Origin of the sequence: Brachybacterium sp. SW0106-09, assembly GCF_001293905.1 — a bacterium.
GTDB lineage: Bacteria > Actinomycetota > Actinomycetes > Actinomycetales > Dermabacteraceae > Brachybacterium > Brachybacterium conglomeratum.
Window position 1 is genome coordinate 1 of sequence record NZ_BCAK01000023.1, and the last position, 16,248, is coordinate 16,248.

Here is a 16,248-nt window from a genome sequence, read left to right on the forward strand (position 1 = left end):
GCGGGGTGTTCGCCTCCTCCACTCCCTTTTCTCATGCCCGCGGGCAGGGAGAGGGCCCGGGAGCGAGGGGATTCCTCGGTCACGGGCCCTTCTGCGGGCATCGGGGCTCTTCGCTCAGCCGCGTGCCGGCGCGTCGTTCTCCTGCTGCCAGCGGGACCAGCCGGCGTAGCTGCCGTCGACCTCGATCACCTCATGGCCGGCCCGTCGCAGAGCGTTCGCGGCCACGGCGGCGCGCAGCCCCGACTGGCAGAAGGCGATGACGGCGCCCTCGGCGGGCGCGGGGAGCTGCTCACGATGGAACAGCGCCCTCCCGGCCGAGAGCTGCTGAGCACCCGGGATGGTCCGGCGGAGTGCTCGGACTTGTTCCGCACGTCGAGCAGCACGGCCTCCGGGCGGCTCGAGCGCAGCTGGTCGAGATCCGCGGGCGAGACGCGCTGAGGGACGCTCTGCTCGAGACCCTCGAGCGAGGTCACGTAGCCGCCGAGCGCGTCGATGCCGACTCTCACGAAATGGTCCTGGATCCTCGCTGCGGTCTCCGCGTCCGGGGCGAGGACGATGATCTCGGCGTCGTCGGACTCCGGGTCGAATGCCCAGCCGATATGGGAGGCGGCCTTGCCCGGGGCGGGGGTGATGAGCGCACCGGGCACCATGCCCTCGTGCACCGCGGCGACGGGCCTCGTGTCCACGAGGGCGATCGTGCCGGAGGCCATCCCTGAGGAGATCTCCGAGGCATCGACGCGGCGGGGGAGAGTCCGCTCTCCCAGCAGAGCCGGCCCGAGGACGTTCTGACGCTTCATCCGTCCGAAGCAGGCGTGGGCATCGGGCTGTCCGTCCAGGAGCTCGTCGATGAAGCCCTGCTCGTCGTCGGCCGCGAGGTGCGGAGCCCACCAGGCGCAGCTCCGCTCGTAGCCGACCGTCGTGGAGGGCACGGCCCCGAGGGCCTTCCCACAGGCCGACCCGGCGCCGTGGCCCGGGAGCACCTGGACATGGTCGGGGAGGGAGAGGAGCACGTCCCGCAGCGAGGCGAAGAGCTGCCGTGCCCCCTCGAAGCGCGTGTCCTGCATACCGGCCGCCTCGTCCAGCAGATCCGGGCGCCCCAGATCGCCCGCGAAGACGAAGTCCCCGCTGAGGAGATACCCGGGGCTCGGCGCGACAGCGGTGTCGGTGATGAGGAACGAGAGATGCTCCGGTGTGTGCCCCGGCGTGGGGCGGGCGGTGATCGTGACCGCGCCGAGCTCGATCGTGTCGCCGTCGTGGAGGCGCTCGGCCGGGAAGTCGTACTGCCAGTCCTCGCCGCCCTCTCCCGAGACATAGTCGGTCGCGCCCGTCGCCGCGGCGAGCTCGCGCGTCCCCGAGAGGAAGTCCGCATGGACATGGGTCTCGGTCACGGCGACGATCCGCAGACCGTGATGCCGGGCGAGGTCGAGATAGTCAGCGATGTCGCGCCGCGGATCGACCACGAGCGCCTCCCCGCTGTCCTGGCAGGCGACGAGATAGCTCGCCTGGGAGAGGTCCTCGTCGTAGAGGCGTTCGAGAAGCACGGGTCTTCCTGGTGGCTGCGAGGCACGGTGACAGGGCGGGACCGTCCATATGGAGGAGGACTCACCCGCTCTCGAGGGTACGCCCCGTTCCTGAGGGACACACGGCGGGGGCCGGCGGGGATCGCGCAGGGGACCGGCGGGGATCGCGGAGAGGGAGGGGCGTGCGTCGCGGCGCCGAGCGGTGGTCCGGGGAGCCGGGTGCGGAGGGGGCGAGCGGTGCGCGACGTGAGGGCTCCGGGCAGCGCGCCGGGTGCGGGCGGGACGGGACGAGTGCGGCACGCCGCTGCGGCGGCGCCGGGTTCGCGGTCCCGAGCACCGTCGGTTCCCGGTGTCTGGGAGCCCCGTGAAAGCAGTCACGGATGATGCCGTTACCCGAGGGTCAAGGGCGTGCTCTGGCTTAGAGTCGCCGGGAGACAAACGCATAGGGCGCACAGGGCGAGACGAAGAGGCGGGCGGTCCAGGTGGCTGAGCACAGCAACAACGGGAGCGACCGCGGCCGGGACGACTGGGGTCGTGACGGTCGGCGGCGGGACGAGCGAGGCTCGACGCCTCGATCCGGCGCGTCCGCCGGCGGCCGCGCCGGGGGTCCTCGAGGCCGCCGCGACGCAGGCCCCTCCCGCGACGGAGGAGCACGCCCCGAGGGCGGACCCCGCCGGGACGGCGACCGCCCCTACCGCCCCCGTCAGGACGACCGCCCGCGTCGGAACGATCGCCCCCGCACCGACGGCGCGGACCGCCGCGAGAACCGCCCCTACCGCGAGGACCGGGGACGGTGGCAGGACCGCCCGCGCCGTGAGGGCGAGCGCCGCGACGACACCCGCGGACGCGACGATCGTGCTCGCCGCGACGACCGCCCATGGCGCGAGAACCGCCCCCAGGGCGGGGAGCGCGGGGACCGCTACGCAGGGCCGCGCCGCGACGATCGGCCCTGGCGCGAGGACCGCGACCGACGGGGGAGCGGCGAGGAGCGTCGCGGAGGCACCGGTCAGCGCCGTGACGACCGGCCCCGCCGTGATGACCGGCCGCGCCGTGATGATCGGCCGCGCCGTGATGATCGGCCGCGCCGCGACGACCGAGACCGTCGAGGCGCTCCGGACCGCCGCGGCGGCCAGGACCGTTTCGACGACCGCCGGGGCGGCTCGCGCGACCGGGGCCGGGACGCGGGCCGCCGTGAGGACCGTCGCAGCGGTCGTCCGGGCGAGGAGCAGCGTGCCGATCGGCCGATCGAGCCGCGCGTGCCCGAGGGCATCACCGGCCGCGAGCTCGACAAGGAGACCCACGAGGAGCTGCGGGGCCTGAGCAAGGAGACCGCGGAGCGCGTCGGCCGCCATCTGGTCTCCGCCCACCTCCTCGAGGACACCGACCCCGAGACCGCCCTCGCCCACGCGCGCTTCGCCGCCCGTCTGGGCGGACGCGTCGGCATCGTGCGCGAGGTCTACGGGATCTTCGCCTATCACGCCGGCGACTACCGCACCGCCTCCCGTGAGCTGCGCACCGCGATGCGCATCACCGGGCGCACCGATGTCCTGCCGATGATCGCCGACTGCGAGCGCGGCCTCGGCCGCCCCGAGCGCGCCCTGGACATCGCCGCCTCGGAGGAGGCCGCCGCCCTCGGGGTCGAGTCCGCGATCGAGCTGATGATGGTCGTCGCCGGCGCCTACGCCGACACCGGCGACGTCCAGACCGCCCTGAGCACGCTCGAGATCCCGGCCCTGCGGCACAAGATCGACGGTCGCTGGCAGGTGCGGCTCTGGGTCGCCTACGCCGACCTGCTCGAGCGCGCGGACCGCGAGGACGAGGCGCGGCGCTGGATGACGCTCGCCGCCGACGCGGACACCGAGGGCCTCACCGATGCCGCCGAGCGTCTCGGCCGCCCGGCTCCCGCGCCCGCCGAGGCGCCCGTCCTGGAGGGCGACGAGCAGATCAGCGTGCTCGACGCCTTCGACCCCTACGCGCAGGACGAGCAGGACGGCGCCGACGACGCAGAGGACGGCGACGCCCCGGTGGATGCCGGCGCGGACGCCGACGCTGTCGAGACCGACGACGTCGACGGAACGGACGACGCGGCGGAGGCAGCGGACGACACCGAGGACGACGACGCGGAGGTCGCCGAGGGTGACGACGCGGAGGTCGACGAGAGCGGCGCCGCGGAAGACACCGAGGGCGACGGCGCGGAAGACACCGAGGGCGACGGCGCGGAGGCCGGCGACGCGACCGTGACGGCGGAGAGCGCCGACGCGTCCGACGACCCCGGCGCCCCGGAGTCCGAGACCCGGGAGGAGTCCGCGTGATCCGCCGGCCCGACCCCTCGCTCCTGGACCTCCACGACGCGCTGCTGTTCGACCTCGACGGCACGCTCATGCACGGCGCCCGGCCGATCCCGCACGCCGTCGAGGCGGTCGAGACCGCCCGCGCCGCCGGCCGCTCCGTCGTCTTCGCGACCAACAACGCCTCCCGCACTCCGCAGCAGGCCGCCGACCACCTCGCGGTCATCGGCCTCGAGGCGAGCCCCGAGGAGTTCGTGACCTCCCCGCAGGTCGCCTCGCGCCTGCTCGCCGAGGACCTCGCCCCCGGCGCGAAGGTGCTCGTCGTCGGCGGACCCAGCCTCGCCGACCAGCTCCGCGCCGACGGGCTCGAGCCCGTCGAGACGGATGCCGAGGACGTCGTCGCCGTGGTCCAGGGCTGGTCCCCGGACCTCGGCTGGGCGCGCCTGGCCGAGGGGGCCTACGCGATCCGCCGCGGGGCCCGCTGGATGGCCACCAACGTCGATGCGACCCTGCCCACCGAGCGGGGCCTCGCCCCCGGCAACGGCTCCCTCGTCGCCTCGCTGCGCCACGCCACCGGCGCCGAGCCGGAGGTCGCCGGCAAGCCCGAGCCGGGCATGTTCACCGTCGCCGCGACCCGGATCGGCGCCCGCCGCCCGCTCGTGGTCGGCGACCGGCTGGACACCGACATCGAGGGCGCCGTCCGTGCCGGGATGGACTCCCTGCTCGTCCTCACCGGCGTCGACACGGTCGAGACCGCCCTGCACGCCGAGCCGGTGCGGCGCCCCACGTTCATCACCCCGGACCTCGTCGGGATCGCCGCACCCTTCCCGCTGCCCGTCGTCGACGGGGACGGTGCCCGCTGCGGCGCCGTCTCGGTGCGCCGCGAGGGCGAGGACATCGCCGTCGTCCACGGCGAGGCCGACGACCCTCGCGTGCTGCGGGCCGTGCTCGCGCTGCTGCGCGCGACCCATCCCGAGCACGCCTGGCAGGGACGCCTGCTGAGCCGCGACGGGGCCACCGCTCTGCCCGCCGCGGCCGCCGCCCGGTGAGCGGGGACCGGCTCGACGTCGCGCTGCTCGCCGCCGGCCTCGCACGGTCCCGCACCCACGCCCGGCGCATCGTCGAGGAGGGACGCGCGCGGATCGACGGGCGCCGGGCCGACAAGCCCTCCGCCCCCGTCCCCGACGGGGCGCGCCTGACCGTCGTCGACGTGCCCGACGGCATCGAGTACGCCTCCCGCGCCGCGCACAAGCTCGCCGGCGCCCTCGACCTGCTCGAGCTCGACCCCCGCGGCTTGCTCTGCCTCGACGCGGGCGCCTCGACCGGCGGGTTCACCGACGTGCTGCTGCGGCGCGGCGCCGATCGCGTGATCGCCGTCGACATCGGCCACGACCAGCTCGCCGACCATGTGCGCGAGGACGTCCGCGTCGAGGTGCGCGACGGCACGAGCGTGCGCGACCTCACCCCGGACATGCTCGGCGCCCGCGTCGACCTCGTCGTCGCGGATCTCTCCTTCATCTCCCTGCGCACCGTCCTGCCCGCCCTCGCGGGCGTGACCGCCCCGCACGGGGGGCTGCTGCTCATGGTCAAGCCCCAGTTCGAGGTCGGGAAGCAGGCGCTGCCCCGCACCGGCGTGGTCACCGATCCCTCCGCCCGGATCCGCGCCGTGGAGGGCGTGGTCGAGACCGCCGCCGAGCAGGGGATCGAGCTCGCGGCCATCGGCCCCAGCGCCCTGCCCGGCCAGGACGGCAACCGCGAGTACTTCGTGCACCTGCGGCCCGCCCGCTCGGTCCGGCCGCATGCTGCAGGGGCCACCGCGCCGGACTCCTCCTGCGCGCCGGATGCGCAGGCCTATGACATGATCGGGTCTGCCGTGGGCGGGGCACTCCCGCGGCGCCGCCGCGACCAGAACGCCCCCGAGGAGGACTGACCCATGCGACGGTTCCTCCTGTACGTGCACACCGGACGTCGGGCGGCGCTGCGCGCCATGCTCACGGTCCTCGAGGAGCTGCGCCGCCGGGGCGTGCGCGCGGTGGTCGTCGACGAGCAGGTCGACGAGATCCTCTCCCTGCCCGAGGACGAGGCGCCGCCGCGCCTGCTGACCTTCCTCACCAACGGCGGCGTGGACGTGCTCGACGCCGTCTCGGCCGCGGACGCCGTCGAGCTCGGCATCGTCCTCGGCGGCGACGGCACCATCCTGCGCGCCCTCGAGGCCGTGCGCGAGGCCGACATCCCCGTCCACGGCGTGAACCTCGGCCATGTCGGCTTCCTCGCCGAGAGCGAGGTCGAGGACCTCTCCATCACCGTCGCCCGGCTCCTGGACGGCGACTACGAGATCGAGAAGCGCTCCACCCTGGACATCGCCGTCCTCGACGAGCACGACGAGCAGATCGGGCACCACTGGGCGCTGAACGAGGCGTCCCTGGAGAAGGCCGACCGGCAGAAGATGATCAACGTCGCGATCGAGATCGACGGCCGGCCAGTCTCGAGCTTCGGCGCCGACGGGGTGCTGCTGTCCACCCCGACCGGCTCGACCGCCTACGCGTTCAGCGCCGGCGGTCCCGTCATCTGGCCCGAGGTCGACGCGATGATGCTCATCCCGCTCGCCGCCCACGCCCTCTTCGCCCGGCCGCTGGTGCTGGGGCGCTCCTCCGAGATCGCCGTCGAGATGACCATGGACAACCGCGAGGACGCGATCCTCACCCTCGACGGGCGACGCGGGGAGGACATCGTGGCCGGGATGCGGATCGAGGCGCGGCTCTCCGAGCACTCGGTGCGCCTGGTCCGCCTCGCCCCGACCCCGTTCGCCGATCGACTGGTCGAGAAGTTCCAGCTGCCCGTCGTGGGCTGGCGGGGCCGCGGCCCGCGCACCCGCTGAAGGGCGCCGCCGTGCTGTCCACCCTGCGCATCCGCCACATCGGCGTGATCGACGATGCCCTGCTCGAGTTCGGGCCGGGATTCACCGCCCTGACCGGCGAGACCGGAGCCGGCAAGACCATGATCGTCACCGGCCTGACCATGCTGCTGGGCGGTCGCCTGGACCGAGGCCGCACCCGCGGCTCCAGCACCGTCGACGGCACCCTCGCGCTCGCCGGGCACGGGGAGCTCGCGGACGCGATGGACGAGCTCGGCGCCGAGGAGGAGGACGGCGAGGTGCTCGTGGTGCGCCGTCTGACCCGCGACGGCCGCTCCCGCGCCCAGATCGGCGGGGTCCCCGTCCCGATCGGGACCCTCGCCCGGCTGGTGGGCACCGCGGTCACCGTGCACGGCCAGTCCGACCAGCAGCGTCTGCGCGACCACGACGCCCAGCGCGAAGCCCTGGACCGCTTCGGCGCCGCCGAGATCGAGCCGCTGCTCGAGCGGCACCGCACGGTCTGGCGCGAGCGCACCGCCCTCACCGAGCGCCTCGCCGAGCTCGACGCCCTGCTCGCCGAGCGGGAGCGCCGCGGCACCGTCCTCACCGAGGCGCTGGAGCGGCTCGAGCAGGCCGACCCCCAGGCGGGGGAGGACGACGCGCTGCGCGCCGAGATCGAACGGCTCGGCAACGCCGAGGAGCTCCGCGGCGCCGCCGGGCAGGCCGCGCTCGCCCTGGTCGGCGACGACGACGGCCCCGCCGCCGGATCCCTGCTCGACATCGCGGGGGAGGCCCTCGCCCGCGCCGCCCGCACCGACGGCACCCTCGTCCCGCTCACGGAACGGCTCGACGCGCTGCGGATCGAGCTCTCCGACATCGCCGGGGAGCTCTCGAGCTACGCCGACGGGATCGACGCCTCGCCCGGACGCATCGAGGAGGCCAACGAGCGCCTCCACGAGCTGACCGTCCTGGTGCGCGACCTCGGCGCCCTGCTGCCGGGCCAGGACGGCCCCGCCGAGGACGTCACCACCCTGCTCGAGACCTCCCGCACCGCGGCGCAGGAGCTCGACCGCTTCGAGGGCGCGGAGGAGGAGCGCGGCACCGTCGCGGCTCGCCTCGAGCAGCTCGAGACGGAGCTCGACGCGGCCGCCGCGGAGCTCACCGCGGCACGCACCGAGGCCGCCGGCGCCCTCTCCGGCGCGGTCCAGGAGGAGCTGCGCCACCTCGAGATGCCCGATGCGGAGATCCGTGTCGACGTCACGGGGCGTGCCCACCGCTCCCACGGCCGGGACGAGGTCGCGATCCTGCTCGCCCCCCATCCCGGCGCCGACCACCTGCCGGTCGCTCAGGCCGCCTCCGGCGGCGAGCTCTCCCGCGTCATGCTCGCCCTCGAGGTGGCGCTGGCCTCCTCCCGCAGCGACCGCACCGCCGCCCCCGTGTTCGTCTTCGACGAGATCGACGCAGGCATCGGCGGGCGCGCCGCCCTCGCCGTCGGCCAGCGCCTCGCACGCCTGGCCCGCCACGCCCAGGTCATCGTCGTCACCCACCTCCCGCAGGTCGCCGCGCACGCCTCCACCCACCTGCAGATCGTGAAGACCTCGCAGGACGGTGCGACCAGCTCGACCGTGGAGACCCTGGACCGGCCGGGGAGGATCCGCGAGCTCGCCCGGATGCTCGCCGGGGACGACGCCTCCGACGTCGCCCTCGCCCACGCCGAGGAGCTGCTGGACGAGGCCGGACGGGTGCAGCGATGAGCGCGGCCCGCACCGAGGGCGTGGCCCGGCTCGGCAAGCGCACCAAGGACCTCACCAAGCGCCTCCGCCCCGGCGAGATCGCGATCATCGACCACGAGGACATCGACCGGGTCGCCGCCGAGGCGCTCGTCGAGCGGGAGCCGGCCGCGGTCCTCAACGTCGCCGCCTCCACCTCCGGCCGCTACCCCAACGCGGGCCCGCGCATCCTCGTCGACGCCGGGATCGTGCTCGTCGACTCCCTCGGGGACGAGGTCTTCGAGGGGATCCGCGACGGGGAGCGGATCACGGTCGAGGACGGGCGGGTGCTGCTCGAGGGGGAGCCGATCGCCGAGGGCGCCCGGCAGGACGATGCGAGCGTCACCGCCTCCCAGGTGGCGTCCCGCGAAGGGCTCTCCGAGCAGCTCGAGCTGTTCGCCGAGAACACGATGGAGTACATGCTCCGCGAGCGGGACCTGCTGCTGGACGGGATCGGCGCGCCCGAGGTCGCCACGCGCATGGACGGCCGGCCGGTGCTGATCGTGGTGCGCGGCTACCACTACAAGGAGGACCTGGCGACCCTCAAGCCCTTCCTGCGCGAGAACCGCCCCGTGATCATCGGGGTCGACGGCGGCGCGGACGCGGTGCTCGAGGCCGGATTCCGCCCCGACATGATCATCGGCGACATGGACTCCGTCTCCGACCGGGCCCTGCGCTCCGGCTCCGAGCTCGTCGTCCACGCCTATCGCGACGGCCGCGCCCCCGGGATGGAGCGGCTGGCGGAGCTGGGGCTGGCCGAGGGCGCGGTCTCCTTCCCCGCCTCGGGCACCAGCGAGGACATCGCCATGCTGCTGGCCGACGAGAAGGGCGCCTCGGTCATCGTCGCCGTCGGCACCCACGGCACCCTCGAGGAGTTCCTCGACAAGGGCCGTGCCGGCATGAGCTCGACCTTCCTCACACGTCTGCGCATCGGCTCCAAGCTCGTCGACGCGAAGGGCGTCTCCCGCCTGTACCGTCAGAGGATCTCCACCTTCCAGCTCGTGCTGCTGGCGCTGGCGGGTCTGGCCGCGCTCGCCGTGGCGCTCTGGGCCACCCCGGGCGGTCAGGCGCTCGTGCAGATCCTCTTCGCCCGCCTCGACGGGCTCCTGTCCTGGTTTACCACGCTGTTCACACCCCGGGCCACCGGGTCGTAGGAGGGTCCCGACCCCGTGATCGACTTCCGTTACCACCTCGTCTCGCTGATCTCCGTGTTCCTCGCGCTCGCCGTCGGCATCGTCCTCGGCGCCGGGCCGCTGCGCGAGAATCTGGGCGACCAGCTCGCCGGTCAGGTCGAGCAGCTGCGCACCGAGCAGGAGCAGCTGCGCACCGAGGCCGAGCAGCTCGCCGGCGAGAACGACCAGCTCTCCTCGTTCATCACCGAGGTCGGGCCGGAGCTCGTGGACGGCACCCTCGAGGGGCAGCGGATCGCGGTCCTCACAGACGACGACTCCACCCGCGCCTCCAGCGAGCGGATCGCCTCGCTGCTGGACGCGGCCGGCGTCGAGCAGACCGTGCACGTCGAGCTGCAGAGCGCGCTGTGGGAGCCGGGACAGGAGCAGGCGCGGACCGACGCGGTCGCCGCGGTGGAGCAGATCGCGCCCGGGGCGCTCACGGCCGTCGGAGGAGAGGAGCTCACCGACTCCGAGCGCCTCTCCGCGCTGATCCCCGAGCTGCTGGCCGGCGGCGAGGGCGACAGCCTGGTCGAGGAGCTGCGCGGGCAGCTGTGGCAGGTGCTCATCGATCACGGGATGGTGAGCGTGGACGGCGGGGCGCCGGGCACGGTCGACGGCGTCGTGCACGCGAGCGCCGCCCCCGAGGAGCTCGCCGTCGACACCGACGACGACCAGGCCGCCGCCGAGCGCGCCCAGGGCCTGCTCGCCTCCCGCACCAGCATGCTCACCGCCCTCGCCGGGACCGGCCTGCCCGCGGTGGTCTCCGCCGTGACGCCCGCGAACGACGCCTCCACCGGCATCCTGCGCACCGTGCGCGGGGAGGCGACCTACGACGCGCTGTCGACCACGGACCGGCTGCAGGAGCCCGACGGCCCGGTCCTGTCCGTGCTCGCGCTGGTCGAGCAGACCCGCGGCGGCTCCGGCGCCTACGGCACCACGGCCGATGCCGCCGAGCGCCTCCCCGCCCTGCCCGAGACCGCCGGGGTCGGCACCGAGGGCGACGGCTCCGGGGGTGACGGCACCGAGGGCGGGGCCGCGCCGTCCGACGGCGGGGGAGCGGAGTGATCGCCGCGCTGCGCGCCGAGCTCGCCCGCACCAACTTCGCCGGACGCGAGGTGAGCCTCGCCGAGGGCGCGCTCGTGGTCGCGGGCACCTGCGCCCTCGCACGGCGCACGGACCGGTCCTTGGACCTCCTCGCGCTCGCCGGGATCGGCGGGCTCGGGCTGCTCGACGACCTGCTCGAGCCGCATCAGCGACGCGCCGGCCGCCCGGTCTCCAAGGGGCTGCGCGGGCATCTCGCCTCGCTCCGCTCCGGCCGGGTGACGACGGGTGCCGCGAAGGCGCTCGGCATCCCCGCCCTCGCGCTGCTCGCCGCGGCGGGCGGCCCGGCCCCGCGCGGCGGCGCGATGGTCCCCGTGGACGCCGCGCTCACGGCGGGCTGCGCGAACCTCGCCAACCTGCTCGACCTCCGCCCCGGCCGTGCGCTCAAGGCCGTACTGCCGCCCGCCGCCCTGCTCGCGCTCACGGCAGGGCAGGACGAGCGCGCCCGCAGCGGTGCGCGGCTCGCCGTCGCGGCCCTGCTGCCCGGGGCGCTCGCGCTGCCGGCGGACCTGCGCGAGCACGGCATGCTCGGCGACGCGGGCGCGAACGTGCTCGGCGCCGCCGTGGGCGCCGCCGCGACCCGCACCCTCCCTGCGCCTGCCCGGCTCGCGCTGCTCGGCGGGGTCGTCGCGCTGACCCTGGCCAGCGAGAAGGTGAGCTTCAGCGCGGTCATCGACCGCACCTCGGCGCTGCGAGCGCTGGACCGCGCAGGCCGGCTGCCCGTGCCCTCCCACGCCGTGGACGGCTCCGCCGGCCCGGGGACGACCGACGGGCCCGCCGCGCCGTCGGAGCCGCCGAGGACGTCCAGCGACCCGGACGACGCGGAGGAGGCACGATGAACGGGACCGACACCGCGTTGGAGGCACGGCCCGCGCCCTCGCCCCGCAGCGGCCGCATCGCCCGCTCCGTGCTGCGCGGCGCGGGGATCATCCTGATCGTCACCGTGTTCGCACGGATCGCGGGCTTCGTGCGCTATCTCGTGTTCGGCGCGAGCGTGGGCGCCGGCGACGTGGGCACCGCCTACACCACCGCCAACATGCTCCCCAACGTGCTCTTCGAGATCGTCGCGGGAGGGGCGCTCGCCGCGGCCGTCGTGCCGCTCATCGCGGGCCTCGTGCCCGAGCGGGACCCCGAGGAGACGGTGGGGACGGCCGACGTGCCCGTGCCTGCGCCCGCCGCCGGGACGACCGCGGTCCCGGAGCCGTCCACGGCGACGCCGGAGCCCACGACCCCGGCCCCGGCCTCACCGCCGTCGCCGCAGAGCGCCTCCTCGCCCGACTCGCCGACGCGCCCCGTCCCCGCCGGTGCGGCGCTCGCCGACCGGATCGTCTCGGCGCTGCTGACCTGGACGGTGATCGGCACCCTGCTCCTCGCCGCGCTCGTGATCGCCCTCGCCGAGCCGCTCTCGCAGCTGCTGCTCGCCTCCGACCAGACCGGGGCGGCCGGCGTCGGCCTCGGCGCGACGCTGCTGCGGATCTTCGCGGTCCAGCTGCCGTTCTACGGGATCTCCGTGGTGCTGGCCGCCTACCTCCAGGCCCGGCGGCGCTTCCTGTGGCCGGCGATGATGCCGCTGCTGTCCTCGCTGGTGGTGATGGCGTCCTATCGCGTCTACGCCCTGCTCGTGCCGTCGGTCGCGACGGTCTCCACCATCGACGGCGCCGCCGTGCAGTGGCTCGGCTGGGGCACCACCGCCGGGGTCGTCGTGATGGCGCTGCCCGTCGCGATCGCCTCCGCCCGGGCGGGGCTGCGCGTCCGCCCCGCGCTGACCATGCCCGCCGCGCACGCACGGCGCGCCCTCGCCCTCGGCGGAGCGGGGCTCGGGGCGGTCGGCGCCCAGCAGATCGTGCTTGCCCTGGTGATGCTGCTGGCCATGCGCGCGGGCGGCGTCGGCACCCTGCCTGTCTTCCAGTACGCCCAGGCGCTCTACCTGCTGCCCTACGCGGTGCTGGTGGTGCCGCTGGTGACCTCCGTCTTCCCGCACCTGTCCGAGCTGCGCCTGGTCGGGGACGTCACCGGCTTCGCCCGTGTCGCCGCCGTCTCGGTGCGCACCGTCATCGGCGTGTCCGTGGTCGGGGCGGCGATGCTCATCGCAGCCGGCCCGGCGCTCGGCCAGTTCTTCCGCCACATCGATCGGGCCGAGGCGACCGGGGTGGGCTCCGCGACCGCGGGCCTCGCGCTCGGGCTGGTCGGCTTCGCCGTGGCGACCCAGTGCACCCGCATCCTCTCCGCGGCGCTGCGCGCCCGGGACGCGCTGATGGTCGGCGCGGTCGGCTGGGGCATCGCCCTGGTCGCCCTGCTCGTCCTGGTGCTGCCCAGCCCCGCCCGCTCCGCCGCGGAGGCGGCCACCGCCTTCGCCCTCGCGATCGCGGCCGGCATGGCGGTGGGCGGCCTGGTCGGTCTCTCCCGCATCTGGGACATGCTCGAGCACGGCGGCCACGAGCGCCAGGTGCGCCGCACCGCCCTCGCGGTCCCCGTCGCCGTGCTCGTCGGGGCGGTGCCGGGACTGCTGCTGGGCCGTCTGCTGATCACGGTCGACACCGGCGAGGTGCTCACCGTGCTCTACGGCATCCTGTGCGGGCTGGTCGCGGCCGTGCTCTCCGCCGCGGTGCTCGGCGCGGTGGACCGGGAGCTCGCCGTCGGCGTGGTGCGACGCCTGCGGAGGGCGGGCTGATGCGCGTCCTGCTCGTGCGCCCCACCGCCAGCGGGGGACTGGCCGCGCACGTCGACCAGGAGCTCGCGCTGCTCGAGAGCGCAGGACGACGCGTCGCCGAGGCGCCGGTGCGGATCCGCGAGCGCCCCAGCCCCCGGCACGACGCCGCGACCGTGACGGCGCTGCGCCGGATCGTGCGCGGCGCCGGGGAGCCCGTCGCCGTCCATGCCCACGGGCTGCGCGCAGGGGCCCTGGCCGCCCTGGCCGTGCCCCGCCGGGGCGGGCACCGGCTCGTGGTCACCCTGCACAACCGCACCGTCGGCGGGGTCCCCGCCCGAGCGATCGGCGCCGCGCTGCTGCGGCTCCTCGCCCGCCGGGCCGACACCGTGCTCGCCGTCTCCCCGGACCTCGCCGAGGACGCCCGCCGCGCCGGCGCGCGCTACGTGCGACACGCCGTGATCCCCGCCCCACGACGCCCGGAGGAGGTGGGGGAGGAGCGGTCCGCGAGCGCCGGGAGCGGCGCCCGGGAGGCGACCGGGCCGGGAACGCCCGTGGCCCTCGTCGCCCTCGTCATCGCCCGGCTCGCCCCGCAGAAGGGACTGCACGACCTGCTCGACGCGGCGGCTCTGCTGCGCGGCGAGGAGGTGCGGATCCTCGTCGCGGGCGACGGTCCGCTGGAGCGTGAGCTCACCGCCCGCATCAGCGCGGAGGACCTCCCCGTCGACCTGCTCGGCCGTCGTCAGGACGTCCCCGACCTGCTGCGCCGCGCCGATCTGGTGCTCTCCGCCGCCCGCTGGGAAGGACAGCCCGTCGCCCTCCAGGAGGCGCTCCTGGCCGGCCGCGCGATCGTCGCCACCGACGCCGGCGGCACCCGCTGGGTCACCGGAACGGCCGCGCACCTGGTCCCCGTCGGCGACGCGGAGGCGCTCGCCGCGGCGGTCATCACGCTCCGCGCCCCGCTCGCACGGCGCCGCGCCGAGACCGCCTCCCGGCGGCGGGCCCGCGAGCTCCCGCGTGCCGAGGATCTCCTGGCCCAGCTCGAGGAGATCCTCGCCCCCGCACCCCGTCGATGGTAGGTTGGCCGTCCGTGGCAGACACGAGCGCGAGCGCACCCCAGACCGGCACCGGCCCCATCCCCCGGATCGGGGCGGCCGCATCGGCCAAGCCCTTCCGCAACGAGGGCACCACCAAGCACATCTTCGTCACCGGCGGTGTCGTCTCCAGCCTCGGCAAGGGACTGACGGCCTCCTCGCTCGGGATGCTCCTGCGCAGCCGCGGGCTGCGCGTGACGATGCAGAAGCTCGACCCGTACCTCAACGTGGACCCGGGCACGATGAACCCCTTCCAGCACGGCGAGGTGTTCGTCACCGAAGACGGCGCCGAGACCGACCTCGACATCGGCCACTACGAGCGGTTCCTCGACGAGAACCTCTCCGCCAACGCGAACGTTACCACCGGCCAGGTCTACTCCACCGTGATCGCCAAGGAGCGCCGCGGCGAGTACCTCGGCGACACCGTGCAGGTCATCCCGCACATCACCAACCAGATCAAGGAGTCGATGCGCTCCCAGGCCGGTGACGACGTGGACGTGATCATCACCGAGGTCGGCGGCACCGTCGGCGACATCGAGTCCCAGCCCTTCCTCGAGGCCGCGCGCCAGGTCCGCCAGGACATCGGCCGTGAGAACGTGTTCTTCGTGCACGTCTCCCTGGTGCCCTTCATCGGCCCGTCCCAGGAGCTGAAGACCAAGCCCACCCAGCACTCCGTCGCCGCGCTGCGCAGCATCGGCATCCAGCCCGACGCGATCGTGCTGCGCGCCGACCGGGCGCTGCCCGCCTCCGTGAAGTCCAAGATCTCCTCGATGTGCGATGTGGACATCGACGCGGTCGTCACCTGCGCCGACGCCCCCTCCATCTACGAGATCCCGCTCGTGCTGCACGGCGAGGGCCTGGACGCCTATGCGATCCGGCGGCTGGACCTGCTCAGCCACGACGTGGACTGGAGCCAGTGGGAGGAGCTGCTGCGCCGCGTCCAGCATCCCGCCTACGAGGTCACCGTCGCCCTGGTCGGCAAGTACGTCGACCTGCCCGACGCATACCTCTCGGTCACCGAGGCGCTGCGCGCCGGCGGCTTCCACCACAGCGCGAAGGTCACGATCCGCTGGGTCGAGTCGGACCTGTGCGCGAGCGAGGACGGGGCCCGCGAGCAGCTCGCGGACGTCGACGCGATCGTCGTCCCCGGCGGCTTCGGCGTGCGCGGCGTGGACGGGAAGGTCGGCGCGCTGCGCCACGCCCGCACCCACGGCCTGCCCGCGCTGGGCCTCTGCCTGGGCATGCAGTCGATGGTGATCGAGTACGCCCGCACCGAGCTGGGCCTGACGGGAGCGCACTCCACCGAGTTCGACCCTGACACCGCCCATCCCGTCATCGCGACCATGGCCGAGCAGGAGGACATCGTCTCCGGCGCCGGGGACCTGGGCGGCACCATGCGGCTCGGCTCGTACGACCACACCCTCGCCGAGGGCTCCCTCGCCGCCGAGGTGTACGGCACCACCGAGGTCGCCGAGCGGCACCGTCACCGCTACGAGGTCAACAACGCCTATCGCGACCGGCTCGAGCAGGCGGGGCTGTGCATCTCCGGCGTCTCCGAGCTGACCGAGGACCACTCCCTGGTCGAGTTCGTGGAGCTGCCCGCAGAGGTGCACCCGTTCTACATCGGCACCCAGGCCCATCCCGAGCTGAAGTCCCGCCCCACCCGCGCCCATCCGCTGTTCGCGGGTCTGATCGGGGCGGCGCTCGACCTCCAGAAGTCCACCCGCCTGCTCGAGGTGGAGCCCGACGGGACCGTGCCCGAGCTCGCCGAGCGCGAGGACGACCAGGACCAGCAGGACTGAG

At 74.9% G+C, this 16,248-nt stretch carries 11 protein-coding genes and 1 pseudogene; 11 read left to right on the forward strand and 1 reads right to left on the reverse strand.

The features are described 5' to 3' along the window. Positions 1 to 114 precede the first annotated feature (114 nt). Positions 115 to 1,541: pseudogene (locus tag Y09_RS10910) on the reverse strand (rhodanese-like domain-containing protein). A gap of 1,235 nt (positions 1,542 to 2,776) precedes the next feature. On the opposite strand from Y09_RS10910, the gene Y09_RS10920 reads away from it, so the two are divergent. From Y09_RS10920 to Y09_RS10970, 11 genes are read left to right on the forward strand one after another with little or no spacing between them, the layout of a single operon-like run. Further along, entirely contained in the window at positions 2,777 to 3,832 is a 1,056-nt protein-coding gene (locus Y09_RS10920; RefSeq protein WP_053917741.1) for a hypothetical protein, read from the forward strand. Further along, positions 3,829 to 4,857, forward strand: coding sequence for an HAD-IIA family hydrolase (locus Y09_RS10925; protein ID WP_010552395.1), 1,029 nt, complete (start codon positions 3,829 to 3,831; stop codon positions 4,855 to 4,857). Before Y09_RS10920 ends, Y09_RS10925 begins: the two co-directional genes overlap by 4 nt. Continuing rightward, positions 4,854 to 5,738 (forward strand): TlyA family RNA methyltransferase, encoded by an 885-nt coding sequence (locus Y09_RS10930; RefSeq protein WP_053917742.1) that lies wholly within the window; start codon positions 4,854 to 4,856, stop codon positions 5,736 to 5,738. Before Y09_RS10925 ends, Y09_RS10930 begins: the two co-directional genes overlap by 4 nt. 3 nt (positions 5,739 to 5,741) lie before the next feature. Beyond that, a complete protein-coding gene (locus Y09_RS10935; protein WP_053917743.1) occupies positions 5,742 to 6,686 on the forward strand; it encodes an NAD kinase in 945 nt (314 codons plus the stop codon). An 11-nt stretch (positions 6,687 to 6,697) separates the two neighbouring features. Then, the gene (gene recN, locus Y09_RS10940; protein WP_053917744.1) at positions 6,698 to 8,416 is read left to right on the forward strand and encodes a DNA repair protein RecN; all 1,719 of its coding nucleotides are present in this window, start codon (positions 6,698 to 6,700) and stop codon (positions 8,414 to 8,416) included. Further along, positions 8,413 to 9,585: a putative cytokinetic ring protein SteA gene (gene steA, locus Y09_RS10945; RefSeq protein ID WP_053917745.1), complete on the forward strand. Its 1,173-nt coding sequence runs from the start codon at positions 8,413 to 8,415 to the stop codon at positions 9,583 to 9,585. The genes recN and steA overlap by 4 nt, the downstream gene beginning before the upstream one ends. 15 nt (positions 9,586 to 9,600) lie before the next feature. Next, a complete protein-coding gene (locus Y09_RS10950) occupies positions 9,601 to 10,668 on the forward strand; it encodes a copper transporter (RefSeq protein ID WP_053917746.1) in 1,068 nt (355 codons plus the stop codon). Continuing rightward, the gene (locus Y09_RS10955) at positions 10,665 to 11,543 is read left to right on the forward strand and encodes a hypothetical protein (RefSeq protein ID WP_053917747.1); all 879 of its coding nucleotides are present in this window, start codon (positions 10,665 to 10,667) and stop codon (positions 11,541 to 11,543) included. The genes Y09_RS10950 and Y09_RS10955 overlap by 4 nt, the downstream gene beginning before the upstream one ends. Continuing rightward, complete coding sequence (murJ, locus tag Y09_RS10960; RefSeq protein WP_053917748.1) at positions 11,540 to 13,375, forward strand: murein biosynthesis integral membrane protein MurJ; 1,836 nt, start codon at positions 11,540 to 11,542, stop codon at positions 13,373 to 13,375. The genes Y09_RS10955 and murJ overlap by 4 nt, the downstream gene beginning before the upstream one ends. Continuing rightward, positions 13,375 to 14,430: a glycosyltransferase gene (locus Y09_RS10965; RefSeq protein ID WP_053917749.1), complete on the forward strand. Its 1,056-nt coding sequence runs from the start codon at positions 13,375 to 13,377 to the stop codon at positions 14,428 to 14,430. The genes murJ and Y09_RS10965 overlap by 1 nt, the downstream gene beginning before the upstream one ends. A gap of 11 nt (positions 14,431 to 14,441) precedes the next feature. After that, positions 14,442 to 16,247: a CTP synthase gene (locus tag Y09_RS10970; RefSeq protein ID WP_053917750.1), complete on the forward strand. Its 1,806-nt coding sequence runs from the start codon at positions 14,442 to 14,444 to the stop codon at positions 16,245 to 16,247. Position 16,248 lies beyond the last annotated feature (1 nt).

What these genes read in the sequence shown, in the direction of transcription:
- Y09_RS10965 (WP_053917749.1), top strand. Translation starts at nt 13,375, where the DNA reads ATGCGCGTCCTGCTCGTGCGCCCCACCGCCAGCGGGGGACTGGCCGCG.
- Y09_RS10935 (WP_053917743.1), top strand. Translation starts at nt 5,742, where the DNA reads ATGCGACGGTTCCTCCTGTACGTGCACACCGGACGTCGGGCGGCGCTG.
- murJ (WP_053917748.1), top strand. Translation starts at nt 11,540, where the DNA reads ATGAACGGGACCGACACCGCGTTGGAGGCACGGCCCGCGCCCTCGCCC.
- steA (WP_053917745.1), top strand. Translation starts at nt 8,413, where the DNA reads ATGAGCGCGGCCCGCACCGAGGGCGTGGCCCGGCTCGGCAAGCGCACC.